The organism is Halopseudomonas formosensis (assembly GCF_900115905.1).
GTDB lineage: Bacteria > Pseudomonadota > Gammaproteobacteria > Pseudomonadales > Pseudomonadaceae > Halopseudomonas > Halopseudomonas formosensis.
This window is the reverse complement of sequence record NZ_FOYD01000004.1, coordinates 167,964-181,856: the sequence shown is the minus strand read 5'-3', so window position 1 is coordinate 181,856 and position 13,893 is coordinate 167,964. Positions and strand designations below refer to the sequence as shown.

The 13,893-nt window shown below is 62.5% G+C and carries 15 protein-coding genes; 4 read left to right on the top strand and 11 right to left on the bottom strand.

Translation table 11 applies throughout. The annotated features are described in order from the left end of the window. Window positions 1-32: 32 nt before the first annotated feature. On the bottom strand, window positions 33-2,303 hold the full coding sequence (locus BM046_RS08080; RefSeq protein WP_090538587.1) for a DNA internalization-related competence protein ComEC/Rec2: 2,271 nt from the start codon (window positions 2,301-2,303) through the stop codon (window positions 33-35). A gap of 97 nt (window positions 2,304-2,400) precedes the next feature. On the opposite strand from BM046_RS08080, the gene BM046_RS08075 reads away from it, so the two are divergent. Next, window positions 2,401-2,925 (top strand): DUF2062 domain-containing protein, encoded by a 525-nt coding sequence (locus tag BM046_RS08075; RefSeq protein ID WP_090538586.1) that lies wholly within the window; start codon window positions 2,401-2,403, stop codon window positions 2,923-2,925. 6 nt (window positions 2,926-2,931) lie between these two features. Here BM046_RS08075 and lolD read toward each other — a convergent pair whose 3' ends face one another. Both lolD and BM046_RS08065 read right to left on the bottom strand, forming a co-directional pair. Next, a complete protein-coding gene (gene lolD, locus BM046_RS08070; protein WP_090538585.1) occupies window positions 2,932-3,618 on the bottom strand; it encodes a lipoprotein-releasing ABC transporter ATP-binding protein LolD in 687 nt (228 codons plus the stop codon). Then, a complete protein-coding gene (locus BM046_RS08065) occupies window positions 3,611-4,855 on the bottom strand; it encodes a lipoprotein-releasing ABC transporter permease subunit (protein WP_090538584.1) in 1,245 nt (414 codons plus the stop codon). Before BM046_RS08065 ends, lolD begins: the two co-directional genes overlap by 8 nt. A 99-nt stretch (window positions 4,856-4,954) precedes the next feature. Between BM046_RS08065 and BM046_RS08060 the strand changes: the two genes are divergently transcribed. From BM046_RS08060 to BM046_RS08050, 3 genes are read left to right on the top strand one after another with little or no spacing between them, the layout of a single operon-like run. After that, the gene (locus tag BM046_RS08060) at window positions 4,955-5,533 is read left to right on the top strand and encodes a PilZ domain-containing protein (protein ID WP_090538583.1); all 579 of its coding nucleotides are present in this window, start codon (window positions 4,955-4,957) and stop codon (window positions 5,531-5,533) included. After that, on the top strand, window positions 5,530-5,826 hold the full coding sequence (locus BM046_RS08055; RefSeq protein ID WP_407920439.1) for a phosphodiesterase: 297 nt from the start codon (window positions 5,530-5,532) through the stop codon (window positions 5,824-5,826). Before BM046_RS08060 ends, BM046_RS08055 begins: the two co-directional genes overlap by 4 nt. Window positions 5,827-5,841: 15 nt before the next feature. Next, window positions 5,842-6,591 carry a glycerophosphodiester phosphodiesterase gene (locus BM046_RS08050; RefSeq protein WP_090538582.1) on the top strand — a complete coding sequence of 250 codons (750 nt, stop codon included), beginning with the start codon at window positions 5,842-5,844 and terminating at the stop codon, window positions 6,589-6,591. Window positions 6,592-6,663: 72 nt separating this feature from the next. Here the strand turns inward: BM046_RS08050 and sthA are convergent, their stop codons facing one another. Genes sthA through BM046_RS08010 form a run of 8 tightly spaced genes read right to left on the bottom strand, consistent with a single transcriptional unit; the run spans window position 6,664 to window position 13,891 of the window. Further along, on the bottom strand, window positions 6,664-8,061 hold the full coding sequence (gene sthA, locus BM046_RS08045) for a Si-specific NAD(P)(+) transhydrogenase (protein WP_090538581.1): 1,398 nt from the start codon (window positions 8,059-8,061) through the stop codon (window positions 6,664-6,666). A gap of 55 nt (window positions 8,062-8,116) precedes the next feature. Further along, a complete protein-coding gene (gene nqrM, locus BM046_RS08040; RefSeq protein WP_090538580.1) occupies window positions 8,117-8,356 on the bottom strand; it encodes a (Na+)-NQR maturation NqrM in 240 nt (79 codons plus the stop codon). A gap of 3 nt (window positions 8,357-8,359) precedes the next feature. Next, complete coding sequence (locus BM046_RS08035) at window positions 8,360-9,379, bottom strand: FAD:protein FMN transferase (RefSeq protein WP_090538579.1); 1,020 nt, start codon at window positions 9,377-9,379, stop codon at window positions 8,360-8,362. Window position 9,380: 1 nt separating this feature from the next. Beyond that, the gene (gene nqrF / locus BM046_RS08030; RefSeq protein WP_090538578.1) at window positions 9,381-10,607 is read right to left on the bottom strand and encodes an NADH:ubiquinone reductase (Na(+)-transporting) subunit F; all 1,227 of its coding nucleotides are present in this window, start codon (window positions 10,605-10,607) and stop codon (window positions 9,381-9,383) included. Window positions 10,608-10,616: 9 nt separating this feature from the next. Further along, complete coding sequence (nqrE, locus tag BM046_RS08025; protein WP_090538577.1) at window positions 10,617-11,225, bottom strand: NADH:ubiquinone reductase (Na(+)-transporting) subunit E; 609 nt, start codon at window positions 11,223-11,225, stop codon at window positions 10,617-10,619. Beyond that, window positions 11,225-11,893, bottom strand: coding sequence for an NADH:ubiquinone reductase (Na(+)-transporting) subunit D (locus BM046_RS08020; protein WP_090538576.1), 669 nt, complete (start codon window positions 11,891-11,893; stop codon window positions 11,225-11,227). Before BM046_RS08020 ends, nqrE begins: the two co-directional genes overlap by 1 nt. A gap of 2 nt (window positions 11,894-11,895) precedes the next feature. Then, entirely contained in the window at window positions 11,896-12,687 is a 792-nt protein-coding gene (locus BM046_RS08015; RefSeq protein WP_090538575.1) for a Na(+)-translocating NADH-quinone reductase subunit C, read from the bottom strand. After that, entirely contained in the window at window positions 12,680-13,891 is a 1,212-nt protein-coding gene (locus tag BM046_RS08010; protein WP_090538574.1) for an NADH:ubiquinone reductase (Na(+)-transporting) subunit B, read from the bottom strand. Before BM046_RS08010 ends, BM046_RS08015 begins: the two co-directional genes overlap by 8 nt. Between the last annotated feature and the right edge of the window lie 2 nt (window positions 13,892-13,893).

Here is a 13,893-nt window from a genome sequence, read left to right as displayed (position 1 = left end):
CGGTCACGACGACGGATGCCATTGGCTTCCGCTCAATCCGCCCCCGCCTCAGTCTCATGCCAGAAGCGTTGTGCACGCTGACGCCAGGTCCATGCCTGACGGGACTTCCCTGTGTCATCCAGGACATAGCGTATCGCTCCGGCGGTGGCAGTATAAACCGGTTCCGCATCCAGTTCGCGGTATCGTGCCACAACTCCGGGATGAGGGTGACCATATTGGCTGTGGCGCCCGGCACTGAATACCACCCAGCGCGGATTGACCGCCCGGATGAAGGCGTAGGACGAGGAGCTGCGGCTGCCGTGGTGCGGTGCCAGCAGCAGATCGGCACTCAGCACCTGCCTGAGCATCTGATACTCACCACGCACGCCCACATCCCCGGGCAGCAGCACCGCCCTGTCCCCGACTACGACACGCAGCACACAGGACTGCTCGTTGGCAGATGCAGGTGGTGGCGGACTGTAGAGGATCTCGAAGCGCACCCCATCCCAGCTCCAGCCCTGCCCCGGCACACAGGCCTCGGCGCCGAGACTGGCATCCTGATCAGCTGCCTGCCCGGCGAGAACCCGGGTCACCGGCATATGGCGGACAATGAAGAGCGCACCGCCGGCGTGATCATTATCGGCGTGACTCAGCAGCAGCAGATCCAGCCGGCGCACCCCCAGCGACAGCAGCGCAGGGTGTACTACTGCTTCTCCCAGATCGAAACCGCCGCCAAGGCGTGCACCGGCATCGTAGAGCATGGCATGCTCGCGGGTCTGCAGCAGCACTGACAACCCCTGCCCCACATCCAGCACGGTGACCCACAGCTCCCCGGGCCCGGGCCGTGACTGTGGTGGCCATGCCAGTGCCAGAATGCAGGCCAGCGCCGGCATCCACAGCAGGCGAGCCAGGGGACTGAGCAGTGCGACAACCCCGGCCAGCCCCAGCAGGAAGCCCCACCACCCCGGGAATGCCAGCCGTTCGGCAGGGCGCCACTGCGCCAGCCAGTCCAGCCCGGCGAACAGCGCATTGAGCGCGGCGGCAGCCAGCTGCACCAGCCAGGGCCAGTCCAGCAGCAACTGCATCAGGGTGCCGGCCAGCGCAGCCGGCACCACCACCAGACTGACCCAGGGGATGGCGATGATATTGGCCAGCGGGGAGCTGAAACTGCCGGGCATCGACCAGAGGTACAGCCAGGGCCAGAGACCGATGAACACCACCCACTGGGCCCGCCCCCAGCGCCACCAGAGGCCCCTCGTCGCCAGACGTGACCCCATTCCGTAGAGCAGCAAGGCGACGGCCACGAAGGACAGCCAGAATCCCGCACGCAGCGGCGCCGCCGGGTTGTATGCCAATACGGCGGCAACCGCGATGAGCCACAGGGTCCAGAGCCCGGGCTGACGGTACAGCAGCTGCACCAGCAGCCCGAGGGTGATCATCAGCAGGGCTCGCTGCACCGGCACCTCGAAACCCGCGAGCAACGCATACACGGCAGCAACTGCGACAACCACCGGGATTGCGAGCCACAGCCTCGGCCAGGGCCAGTGCAGCGCGCCGGCACGCCCCAGCAGGGTGATCACGCCGAAAACCGCCGCGGCGAGCATGCCGACATGAAGACCCGAGATCACCATGAGATGCGCAGTACCTGTGGCCTGCAATACCTGCCAGTCCTCGCGGCTCAGCACGCTCCTGTCGCCCACCACCAGTGCCATGAGCCGTTCGCCGCCCGGCTGCCCGGCCAGCACCGTCGAAAGCTGGTCCCTGATGGTCTGGCGCAGCCGAACCACCGGCGAGGTGCGGACGGGCTCCTCCAGCCGTTCTCCCCTGCGGATGCTGCCCAGGGCGCCGATGCCCTGGGCGTAGAGCCAGGCTTCGTAATCGAAGCCGCCCGGATTGGCCATTCCGGCGGGACGACGCAGACTCAGTTCGAAGCGCCAGTGTTCGCCGGGATTGACCGCTTCTCCAGCGAACCAGTGCACCCGGGTCAGCGGCAGGGTCAGGCCCTCCAGACTACGCACCTGCTCGATCTCGAAGCGCCAGCCGGTGTCGGTAGGCTGTGGCAATCCGCGAATGCGCGCGGTCACTTCCATACGGCTGCCATCCAGTTCGGCCGGCAGCCGCTCTGCCAGTTGCTGGTGATGATGAAAGCAGGCCCAGAACAGGCCCGCGGCAAAAGGCAGCAGGTAGCGCAGCGGACGCAGGCGCCAGCCCAGCAGGCCCGGCAGCCAGGCCAGCGCTACCAGCCACAGGGGTGGCAGACCCGACCAGGCCAGCGGCAGCAGCAGCCCGGCAATCAGGCTCAGCAGGATCAGCGGCACGACCATGTGTAAAATCCGGTTTCCTTAAACTCCCCCTCGATGGTAGTGCTGGCCGCCGGTTGGGGTCATAATCTCCCTTCAGCCGCCAACCCGACCACCTGCGATGCCACGTGAGCTACTGAAGCGCTACATGCCCAACCCGGAATGGATCAAACGCAACAAGTCGCTGCGTTTTCTGGGGACGGTGCTGCATGATCCGAACCTCTGGCACATCACCCGCCACAGCGTGGCCCGGGCCATAGCCTGCGGGCTGTTCGTCGCCCTGCTGCCCATCCCCATGCAGATGCTGGTCTCAGCCTTCCTCGCGGTGATCGTTCGGGCCAACCTGCCGATTTCGGTGGGCCTGGTCTGGCTGACCAATCCGATCACCATGCCACCGGTATTCTTCGCCCAGTACAAGATCGGCACCCTGCTGCTCGGTGCACCCGAGCGCAGCATGCCGATGGAACTGTCGATTGCCTGGCTGACCAGTGAGATCCAGCATATCTGGCAGCCGATGCTGGTCGGCTCCCTGCTGACGGGGGTGATCGCCGCTACCCTGGGGTATTTCGGTACCCTGTTGTATTGGCGATTCTGGGTGGCGCGCAACTGGAAGCGCCGCAAACTGCGACGCCGTCGTCAGTCCTGAGGGGAACTAGAGCTCACGCTCGACAAGTCGTCCTTCGCTGAGGGTCAGCGCCCGGTCCATCTGCGCGGCCAGTCCCAGGTCGTGGGTAACAACCAGAAAGGCCGTCTGCAGTCGCTGGCTGAGCTCCAGAATCAGTTGCTGGACGCTGCGGGCGGTGTGCTGGTCAAGGTTGCCGGTGGGTTCATCAAGCAGCACACAGGCCGGCTCGTTGATCAGCGCCCGGGCGATGGCGACACGCTGACGCTCGCCGCCGGACAGCTCCGCCGGCTTGTGACCGGCACGCTGGGCCAGACCCACCCGCTCGAGCATGGCCATACCCCGCTGACGCGCCTCGCCGATGGGAGTCGAGCCGATCAGCAGCGGCATGCATACGTTCTCCAGCGCGGTGAACTCCGGCAGCAGATGATGGAACTGGTAGACGAAACCCAGCTCGCTGTTGCGCATCCGGCCACGCTCGGCCTCCCTGAGCGCGGACACCTGACGCCCGGCCAGCCAGACCTCGCCACTGGTGGGCGTATCCAGGCCGCCCAGCATGTTCAGCAGCGTGGTCTTGCCCGAGCCGGAACTGCCGACGATGGCCACCCGCTCCCCGGCGCGCAGCAGCAGGTCGACATCCTGCAGCACCTGCAGACTCTGGGGACCGACCGCGTACTCCTTGCTCAGGCTGCGGCATTCCAATACTACTTCAGTCATAACGAAGGGCCTCCGCCGGTTCAGTACGGGATGCGCGCCAGGCCGGATACAGCGTGGCAAGGAAGCTCATGCCCAGGGCCGCGCCACAGATGACGATCACGTCGGTCCAGATCAGCTGGGAAGGCAGATAGCTGATGAAGTACACATCCGAGCTGAGAAACTGGATACCCAGCAGCTTCTCCAGACCGGCGACCATCTCCGACACATTCAGCGCCGCCAGCACTCCGAGGACACCACCAACCAGAGTGCCGACCACCCCGATCACCGACCCCTGGACCATGAAGATGCCCATGATGGTCCCCGGCGAACAGCCCAGGGTGCGCAGGATGGCGATGTCCGCCTTCTTGTCGGTCACCACCATCACCAGGGTCGAGATGATATTGAACGCCGCTACCGCGATGATCAGGATCAGCAGCAGCCCGATCATGGTTTTTTCCATACGGATGGCTGCAAACAGGTTGCCATGGCTGCGGGTCCAGTCCTGGGCGTAGTAACTGCCCGACAGGGTCGTTACCAGATCCCAGGCCACGCTGGGCGCCTGGAACAGGTCATGCAGCTGCAGGCGCACGCCCTGCACCTGCCCCGGCTGCCAGCGGCTCAGACGAGCCGCATCGGCAACATGGACCATGGCCATGGAGGCATCCAGCTCGGCGCCCACCTTGAAGATGCCCACCACATGGAAGCGCTTGAGCCGCGGAAACACACCGGCCGGGGTAACCGAGGCCTCGGGCATGACGAAGGTCAGCTTGTCGCCCAGCTGCACACCGAAACGGCGAGCGATCAGCTCGCCGATGACGATGCCGAACTCCCCTTCCCGCAGCTCCTCGAGACTGCCCGCCTGCATGTGATTGCCGATGATCGACACACGCTGTTCGGCCTCGGGATCTATACCGGTCGCCAGTACCGGAGCGACGCTGCCGTTATGGGTCAGCATGCCCTGCATCTGGATGAAGGGCGCCACTCCGACCACCTGCGGGTGCTGCTCCAGCTGCGTGGCCAGCGTACGCCAGTCGTCGATCGGCTGATAACCGTTGATGCTGGCATGGGGCACCATGCCGAGGATGCGGGTACGCAACTCGCGGTCGAAGCCATTCATGACCGACAGCACCAGGATCATCACCAGTACTCCCAGTGTGAGCCCCAGCATGGATATCAGTGAAATGAAGGAAATGAAGTGGTTTCGACGCTTGGCCCGCGTGTACCGCAGACCGATGAAGAACGGTAGGGGTCTGAACATGGAATACCAGTTTACCTGTGGGATGGACCCGATGAATGGCTGTTCGGCTGCACATGTTACACTGAAACCGGTCCCGGTAAACCAGCAAGGTCAGATGTCATGCGCCCAGATAATCCGCCCGATGTACATGCCGGTTATTTCCAGCTCCAGGATCATCTGGCGATGGATTTCCGGCTGACGGAGCCACCGGGGGACACCCCCTCGGACAACCCCGACTCGCCTTTGTTCGGCATGCTCGGCGAGCTGCAGGTGCTCGAGCACGAATCCCAGCACCTGCTGCGCCAGATCGGCGAACGGGACCGGGTACTGGCCGCCTGTCTGAAGACCTTCAGCAAGCGCATCGACCTGCTTGCGCAGGCCACTGCCCTGCAGCTGACCAGCGACCTGGGCAGTCCCATGCCGGTGGTGATCAGCGAGGCCGGCCTGAGCTTCACCACCGACACCCCGCTGGAACCCGGTCAGTGGATAGCCCTGCGCCTGCTGCTGTCGAATGTGACAGGGATGGCAACCCTGGCACGGATCGCCGACTGCCGGCAGGATCCTGCTTCCGGACATTACACGATACAGGTAAGCTTCCATCACAGTGAAACCCAGCGCCAGTTGCTGGCCAGGTACATAGTGCAGCGACAGGCGCAGGACATCCGTGCCGCCAAACAGAACGAAAGGACCTCGACATGATGCGACTATTGCCCCTTGCCCTCAGTGCTGCCCTGCTCGCGGCTACACCGGCCCAGGCCGACACCCTGACCATTCCCCTCGGGGAGCAGGCCGGGTCGGTACAGCAGAGCCTGCCGAAGCGGGGCACCAGCAGGGCCCAGGTACAGCGCACCCACGGCGAGCCGACTACCCGCCATGCGGCAGTGGGCCAACCGCCCATCACCCGCTGGGATTACCCCGGCTACAGCGTCTACTTCGAATATGACCACGTGATCCACGCGGTGCGTCATCACACTCCACGCAGCAGCAACTGATCTACAGGGAGCAACATGCTCATATACGGCCACCGGGGTGCCCGCGGCGAAGCACCGGAAAACACCCTGGCCAGCTTTGCCAGTGCCCTGCAGGCCGGAGTCACCCGCGTTGAGCTGGACCTGCACCTGTCCGCCGATCACCAGTTGATGGTGATCCACGACCCGACCCTGCAACGCACTACCGGTATCCGCGGCCGCGTCGCCGCCCATACCGCCGAACAGCTGGGCCGCATGGATGCCCGTCTGGGTCTGAAAGGATGGCCCGACCCCTGCCCCATTCCGACCCTTGAGCAGCTGTTCCAGACCTTCCCGCAGTTCGAGCACTATCAGCTGGAAGTCAAGAGCGGCTCCAGAGGCCAGGCCGGTGCAGTACTCGAGGCGATCACCGATCTGGTGGGCCGCTACCAGCTGCACGACAAGGTGGTGATCACATCGGCCAGCCGCGATCTGCTGCGCCATGCCAGAAACAACCAGTGCCCCCTGCCCACCGGCCTGGTGGAGGAATACGGCATGCTCGATCCGGTGAAAAGCGCACTGCGCTACCAGTGCCGCTTTCTCGCCCTGAGCTGGAAGCTCTGCACTCCTGCCCGCGTAGCCCAGGCCCAGAGCCACGGGCTGCACGTATCGGTCTGGACGGTGAACGAGCCATCGCTGATGCTGAAATTGCGGGACATGGGCGTGGACAGTCTGATAACCGATGTACCGCACCTGGCCATGACGGTTCTGAGCGCTCGGCCCAGCCCCGCGCCCCAGCCCGCCGATTAGCTTCTGACGGCGTGTCGTGGCGGGGGCGTAGCAATGCAGAGGCCTGCAAGGAACTCACCCCCGCCAGGCAAGTCAGAACAACCGCCCCAATCCATCCAGTGCCGCTACCCGATAGGCTTCGGCCATGGTCGGATAGTTGAAGGTGGTGTTGACGAAATACTTGATGGTATTGGCCTCACCCTTCTGGTTCATGATGGCCTGACCGATGTGCACGATCTCCGAGGCCTGGTCACCGAAGCAGTGGATGCCCAGCACCTGCAGCGTCTCGCGATGGAACAGGATCTTCAGCATGCCCACCGGTTCGCCACTGATCTGCGCCCGGGCGGTGTTCTTGAAGAACGCCTGACCCACTTCGTAGGGAACCCGCTCCGCAGTCAGCTCACGCTCGGTCTTGCCCAGCGAACTGATCTCCGGAATGGTGTAGATACCGGTGGGCACGTCATCGACGAAACGCCAGCTGTCGTTCTCGACGATATTGCCCGCAGCCGAACGCCCCTGGTCGAAGGCCGCACTGGCCAGGCTCGGCCAGCCGATCACATCACCCGCCGCGTAGATGTTGGGCACCTCGGTGCGATAATGCTCATCCACCGTCAGCTGGCCTCGACTGTTGGCCTGCAGACCAACATTCTCCAAACCCAGGCCGTCGGTATTACCGGTACGACCGTTGCACCAGAGAAAGGCGTCGGCCTTGATCTTCTTCCCCGACTTCAGGTGCAGCACCACACCGCCGTCCTGAAGCCCCTCGACTTTCTCGTACTCTTCGTTATTGCGAATCAGCGCCATGTTCGCGCGCAGATGGTAGCTGAGGGCATCCGAAATCTCGTCGTCAAGGAAACTCAGCAGCCGGTCACGGTTGTGGATCAGATCGACCTTCACCCCCAGACCGCAGAAGATGGAAGCGTACTCACAACCGATCACCCCCGCACCGTAGATGATCAGGGTGCGCGGCGTGTGATTGAGCTTGAGAATGGTGTCGCTGTCATAGATCCGCGGGTGGTTGAAATCGATATCCGCCGGGCGGTAGGGCCGTGAACCGGTAGCGATGATGACTTCCTTGGCTACCAGGCGGTCCACGGCGCCATCCTGATTGACCAGCTCGATGGTGTTGCTGTCGGCAAAACTGCCCTTGCCATAGAACAGATCGATACGGTTGCGCGCGTAATAGCTGTGGCGCGACCGGACCTGCAGGTTGATCACCGCCTCGGCACTTTTCAGAACATCGGGAAAGGAAAAATCCCGGGGTTCGGCAATCACTCGGAACATGGGATTGGTATTGAACTGAATGATCTGCTTTACCGAATAACGCAACGCCTTGGAGGGGATGGTGCCCAGATGAACGCAGTTGCCGCCCACCATGTTCCGCTCCTCGACCACCGCTACCCTGCGCCCGAGCTTGGCGGCGTTGACCGCGGCGCCCTCTCCCGCCGGGCCAGCGCCCAGCACTACCACATCATAGTTGTAAACAGCCATTCACCTTCTGCCTGTATGGATTCGCTATTGGTATATAAACCGGCTCACCCTCACATTATCTGTCTTGTTCACGGGCCGACGCGTCGTAGAAACCGACGCCGCCGGACTCCGCGGGGTCCTGCTTCGATTCTTCGCATTTGGCGGGGTTACCGCCACAGATGGTGCAGCTGGTATCGATGCCTGCTGCCCCCATACCACCGCAGGATCCCGCGATGGGCTTGCGTCCGGCCATGACGCCAACCGCCATGCCCGCCACGCATAACAACATTACCGCAAAGGTAACAAGCCAAAGCATGATCTACTCCTCGCCCTGCTGCAGGGCCTTGAATCGAGGGGTGCTGCGCGAGACGAAGCCGTCCCCCTCGCGAATGACGAACAGGGCGGCCAGATCGTGCTCCAGGGCATATTTCCAACCCTCCTCGCTGCCCTTGACCAGCAACACCGTGGACAGGCCGTCCGCCCAGGCGGCGGAGGGATGCAGCACGGTCACTGCCGCCAGGTCCTGCAAAACGGGGCTGCCACTCACCGGGTCGAAGGTATGCGAATAGCGCATGCCGTCCTGCTCGAAGAAGTTGCGGTAGTCCCCGGAGGTCGACACGCTGTAGCCGCGCAATGGCAGTACCAGCTGTGCCACCCGGCTCTCGTCGCGGGGCTCTTCCACGGCAATGCGCCATGGCAGGCCACCGGGCTTGAGACCGTCCGCCCTGAGCTCTCCGGTAAGCTCTACCATATAACTTTCGATGCCCATTGCAATCAGACGTTCAGCTACCCGGTCGACCATGTAGCCAGCGGCAAGGCCGCTGATGTCGAGCTCCAGCTCCCGGTCCTTGCACAGCTGCTGCCCGCTCACATGCAGAAACTCCTGCCCGGTGCGCTCCATTGCTGCAGCAATGGCGGTCGCTTCCGGTATCCGGGGTTCTTCATCGCCATGGAAGCCCCAGAGTCGCATCAGCGGCCCCAGGGTGATGTCGAAGCTGCCTTCGCTCTGCTCATGCAGCGTATCCGCCAGTTCGACCAGCTCGAGAATGGACGTGGGCATGTCCTGACAGGTGCCGGCCGGCGCAGCGTTGAAGCGTGACAACAGGGAGTTGGGGCGCCAGGTGGAAGCGACCTCCTCGAAGTCCTCGAGCATCTCGTCCAGTTGCTGCTTCACCTCCTGCTCGGCAGGTGTGTTGGCGTCGGACACCCACTTGATCGAGTAGGTGCTGCCCATGGTGCTGCCGTAGATCTCGACAACGGACTCGCTGGAATTGAAACAGCCCATCAGGGCTGCTGCCAGGGCAGCAACACTGATGGGCTGGATGAGGCGACGCAACATGTCAGCCGCCGAAGTCATCGAGCAGGATGTTCTCCGGCTCCACACCCAGGTCCTGAAGCATCTTGATGACCGAGGCGTTCATCATCGGCGGTCCACACATGTAGTACTCGCAATCCTCCGGAGCCGGATGATCCTTGAGGTAGTTCTCGTAGAGCACGTTATGGATGAAGCCGGTCGGGCCGGTCCAGTTGTCCTCCGGCAGCGCATCGGACAGTGCCAGATGCCACTCGAAGTTCTCATGCTCGGCGGCCAGCTTGTCGTACTCCTCGACGTAGAAGGCCTCGCGCAGGGAGCGGGCGCCGTACCAGAAGGAGATCTTGCGCTTGGTCTTGATGCGCAGCAGCTGATCCATGATGTGCGAGCGCATCGGCGCCATGCCGGCACCACCACCGATGAACACCATCTCCGCGTCGGTATCCTTGGCGAAGAACTCACCGAAGGGACCGTATACGGTGATCTTGTCACCCGGCTTCAGGCTGAACACATAGGACGACATGATGCCCGGCGGGATATCGTCGCGCCCGGGCGGCGGCGTGGCCACGCGGATGTTGAACTTGACGATGCCCTTCTCTTCCGGATAGTTGGCCATCGAATAGGCGCGGATCACCGGCTCGTCTACCTTGGATACGTAGCGCCAGATATCGAACTTGTCCCAATCCGGGCGGAATTCCGGCTGGATGTCGAAATCCTTGTAGTGAACGGTGTGCGGCGGGCACTCCAGCTGGACGTAGCCGCCGGCACGGAAGTCCACGTTCTCGCCTTCGGGCAGACGCAGGGTCAGCTCCTTGATGAAGGTCGCCACGTTCGGGTTGGACTCGACCGTGCACTCCCACTTCTTGACCCCGAACACCTCCTCCGGAACCTGAATCTTCATGTCCTGCTTGACCGGGGTCTGACAGGACAGGCGCCAGCCTTCACGGGCCTCGCGCTTGTTGAAGTGGGACTCCTCGGTAGCCAGCATACCGCCGCCACCGCTCTCGACGATGCACTTGCACTGAGCACAGGTGCCGCCGCCGCCACAGGCGGAAGAGAGGAAGATGCCATTGTCGGCGAGGGTACCCAGCAACTTGCCGCCAGCCGGCACCGTGATGGTCCGCTCACCGTTGATTTCGATACTCACATCACCGCTGGAGACCAGGCGGGAACGTGCGAGAAGGATGATCACCACCAGCGCCAGCACGATGCCGGTGAACATTCCGATGGGTAACAGTAGATCTACTATCGACATGTCCATTCCTTACAGTTGTACGCCGGAGAAGGACATGAAGCCCAGCGACATCAGGCCCACAGTGATAAAGGTGATACCCAGACCGCGCAGCCCCTCGGGAACATCACTGTACTTCAGCTTTTCACGGATAGCGGCCAGCAGAACGATGGCCAGCGCCCAGGACAGACCGGAGCCGACACCGTAGACCACGCTCTCGCTGAAGTTGTAATCGCGCTCGACCATGAACAGGGTGCCACCCATGATGGCGCAGTTCACGGTGATCAGCGGCAGGAAGATACCCAGAGCGCCGTAGAGGGCCGGAATATACTTGTCCATGACCATTTCCATGATCTGCACCAGCGCAGCGATCAGGCCGATGTAGCACAGCAGACCGAGGAAGCTCAGATCCGCCTCGGGCAGACCGGCCCAGGCCAGGGCGCCATCACGCAGTACATAGGTATACAGCAGGTTGTTCGCCGGGACGGTGACCACCTGCACCACCACCACGGCGATACCCAGCATCAGCGCCGTTTCCACCTTCTTGGAAATCGCCAGGAAGGTACACATGCCGAGGAAGAAAGCCAGGGCCATGTTCTCGACGAACACCGCCTTGACGAAGAGACTGATGTAATGCTCCATCAGTAGGCCTCCTTGTTGGATACCTGAGGTGCCATCTTGTATTCCGGAACTTCGATCTGTTCACGCTTCCAGGAGCGCAGAGCCCAGATGAAGAGACCGATCAGGAAGAACGCCGAGGGTGGCAGCAACAGCATGCCGTTGGGCAGATACCAGCCGCCGTTGTTGACGGTCGGCAGTATGGTGTAGCCGAACAGCGAACCGGCACCGAGCAGCTCCCGGACGAAGCCCAGAGCCAGCAGCATCACACTGTAGCCCAGACCATTGCCGATACCGTCGAAGAACGACAGCACCGGCGGGTTCTGCATGGCAAAACCTTCGGCACGGCCCATGACGATACAGTTGGTGATGATCAGACCGACGAACACCGACAGCTGCTTGCTCAGTGCGTAGGCAAAGGCCTTGAGCACCTGGTCGACCACGATCACCAGCGAAGCGATGATGACCACCTGTACGATCATCCGGATGGCGCTCGGAATCTGGCTGCGGATCAGTGAGATGAACATGCTGGAGAAACCGGCTACCAGCGTCAGTGCAATACACATGACCAGCGAGGTCTTGAGGTTGGAGGTGACCGCCAGAGCCGAACAGATACCCAGGATCTGCAGACCGATCGGGTTATTCTTGAAAACGGGATCCAGCAGGACACCGCTGATTGTGTGCTTGGACATGATCAGACCTCCCCTGCGCGAAGATTGTTGATGAAGGCACCGAAGCCGTTCTCACCCAGCCAGAAGTGCAGCAGATTGTTGACGCCATTGGCGGTCAGGGTCGCGCCCGCCAGACCATCGACCTGATGCGAGGCATCCGGGCCGGTGGAATCGGCACCGCCCTTTACCAGGCGGATGGCGACGTTGCCATTCTCGTCGTAGACCTGCTTGCCGGGCCACTGCCCGCGCCAGCGCGGGTTGTCCACCTCACCACCCAGACCGGGGGTTTCGGCGTGCTGGTAGAAGCCCAGGCCCTGCACCGTGGTCAGGTCGCTCTCCAGTGCAAGGAAGCCATGCAGAGTGGACCACAGACCGTAGCCGCGAATCGGAAGTACCAGGGTTTCCATGTCACCGCTGGCGTCTTCCACGATGTAGACCACGCTGAACTTCTCAAGGCGCTTGATCGAGGCAATATCCTCGGCGCCAGTCAGCACACGACTGGTGCTCGGCTCCCGGGCAGCGGCCAGCGGATCGAAGGTCGTGGGGTCATGTTCGTCACTGAACTGCCCCGTTTCCAGATTCACCAGACGAGCCACGATGCGCTCGTCGAACAGACGCTGCACGTCCGCGGCGGACATGCTGGGATCGCCCAGACCGGCAATCGCCAGGATGTTGCGCTGCTTGTCCAGCTGGCTGTTGACCACCTGAATGGGCTTGAGTGCGACGGCCGCACCGGCCACCAGCACCGAACACACCAGGCAGACCAGAAGTGCGACCAGCAGCGTGCGAGCGGTAGATTCTTTCTGATTAGACATTGCGCGCCAGCCTCCGCTTGATGTTCGCCTTGACTACAAAATGATCAATCAGAGGAGCACAGAGGTTGGCGAACAGGATCGCCAGCATCATGCCCTCGGGGAACGCCGGGTTGACCACGCGGATGAGCACCACCATGACGCCGATCAGAATGCCGAATACCCACTTGCCGGTATTGGTCATTGATGCGGATACCGGGTCGGTCGCCATGAAGATCATGCCGAAGGCAAAGCCGCCGGTGACCATGTGCCAGTACCAGGGCATGGAGAACATCGGGTTGGTGTCCGAACCGATGAAGTTGAACAGGGTGCTCAGCGCAACCATGCCGATCATCACGCCGGCGACAATGCGCCAGGAGGCGATCTTGGTCAGCAGCAGCACGGCGCCACCAATGAAGATGGCCAGGGTGCTGGTCTCCCCGATCGAGCCGTGCATGGTACCGATGAAGGCATCCATCCAGCTCAGACCGCCCTCGACGATGGCGTCGATACCGCCCGCACCCGCCACGCTCAGGGCGGTCGCACCGGCGAAGCCGTCCACCGCGGTCCATACAGCGTCACCGGAAATCTGTGCCGGATAGGCAAAGAACAGGAAGGCGCGTCCGGTCAGGGCCGGGTTGAGGAAGTTCTTGCCGGTACCACCGAACACTTCCTTGCCGATCACCACACCGAAGCTGATACCCAGCGCTACCTGCCAGAGCGGAATGCTCGGCGGCACGATCAGGGCGAACAGCACGGAAGTAACGAAGAAACCTTCGTTGACCTCATGCCGGCGGATGCTGGCGAAGAGCACTTCCCAGAAACCGCCGACCACGAAGGTCACCAGGTAGATCGGCAGGAACCAGGTGGCGCCATAGACCAGGTTGTCCCACACGCTGCCGGGGTCGAAGCCGGCCAGCATGGCGGTGACAGCCAGCCGCCAGCCGTCCTGAGCGGCCAGCAGGTCGGGGTTGGCTGCAAAGATGGTATTGGCCTGATAGCCAACGTTCCACATGCCGAAGAACATCGCCGGGAAGGTGCACAGCCAGACGGTGATCATCATGCGCTTGAGGTCGATACCGTCACGCACGTGGGCCGTGGTCCGGGTCACACTGCTCGGCTTGTACAGGAAGGTATCCACGGCTTCGTAGAGCGGATACCACTTCTCGTAGCGACCACCGGGTTCGAAGTGGTGCTCGATCTTGTCAAGATAGTTTCGCAAGCCCATGG

Bases quoted from the DNA above. Each gene is read 5' to 3' on its own strand.
- BM046_RS08080 (WP_090538587.1), bottom strand. From the start codon at position 2,303: ATGGTCGTGCCGCTGATCCTGCTGAGCCTGATTGCCGGGCTGCTGCTG.
- BM046_RS08075 (WP_090538586.1), top strand. From the start codon at position 2,401: ATGCCACGTGAGCTACTGAAGCGCTACATGCCCAACCCGGAATGGATC.
- lolD (WP_090538585.1), bottom strand. From the start codon at position 3,618: ATGACTGAAGTAGTATTGGAATGCCGCAGCCTGAGCAAGGAGTACGCG.
- BM046_RS08065 (WP_090538584.1), bottom strand. From the start codon at position 4,855: ATGTTCAGACCCCTACCGTTCTTCATCGGTCTGCGGTACACGCGGGCC.
- BM046_RS08060 (WP_090538583.1), top strand. From the start codon at position 4,955: ATGCGCCCAGATAATCCGCCCGATGTACATGCCGGTTATTTCCAGCTC.
- BM046_RS08055 (WP_407920439.1), top strand. From the start codon at position 5,530: ATGATGCGACTATTGCCCCTTGCCCTCAGTGCTGCCCTGCTCGCGGCT.
- BM046_RS08050 (WP_090538582.1), top strand. From the start codon at position 5,842: ATGCTCATATACGGCCACCGGGGTGCCCGCGGCGAAGCACCGGAAAAC.
- sthA (WP_090538581.1), bottom strand. From the start codon at position 8,061: ATGGCTGTTTACAACTATGATGTGGTAGTGCTGGGCGCTGGCCCGGCG.
- nqrM (WP_090538580.1), bottom strand. From the start codon at position 8,356: ATGCTTTGGCTTGTTACCTTTGCGGTAATGTTGTTATGCGTGGCGGGC.
- BM046_RS08035 (WP_090538579.1), bottom strand. From the start codon at position 9,379: ATGTTGCGTCGCCTCATCCAGCCCATCAGTGTTGCTGCCCTGGCAGCA.
- nqrF (WP_090538578.1), bottom strand. From the start codon at position 10,607: ATGTCGATAGTAGATCTACTGTTACCCATCGGAATGTTCACCGGCATC.
- nqrE (WP_090538577.1), bottom strand. From the start codon at position 11,225: ATGGAGCATTACATCAGTCTCTTCGTCAAGGCGGTGTTCGTCGAGAAC.
- BM046_RS08020 (WP_090538576.1), bottom strand. From the start codon at position 11,893: ATGTCCAAGCACACAATCAGCGGTGTCCTGCTGGATCCCGTTTTCAAG.
- BM046_RS08015 (WP_090538575.1), bottom strand. From the start codon at position 12,687: ATGTCTAATCAGAAAGAATCTACCGCTCGCACGCTGCTGGTCGCACTT.
- BM046_RS08010 (WP_090538574.1), bottom strand. From the start codon at position 13,891: ATGGGCTTGCGAAACTATCTTGACAAGATCGAGCACCACTTCGAACCC.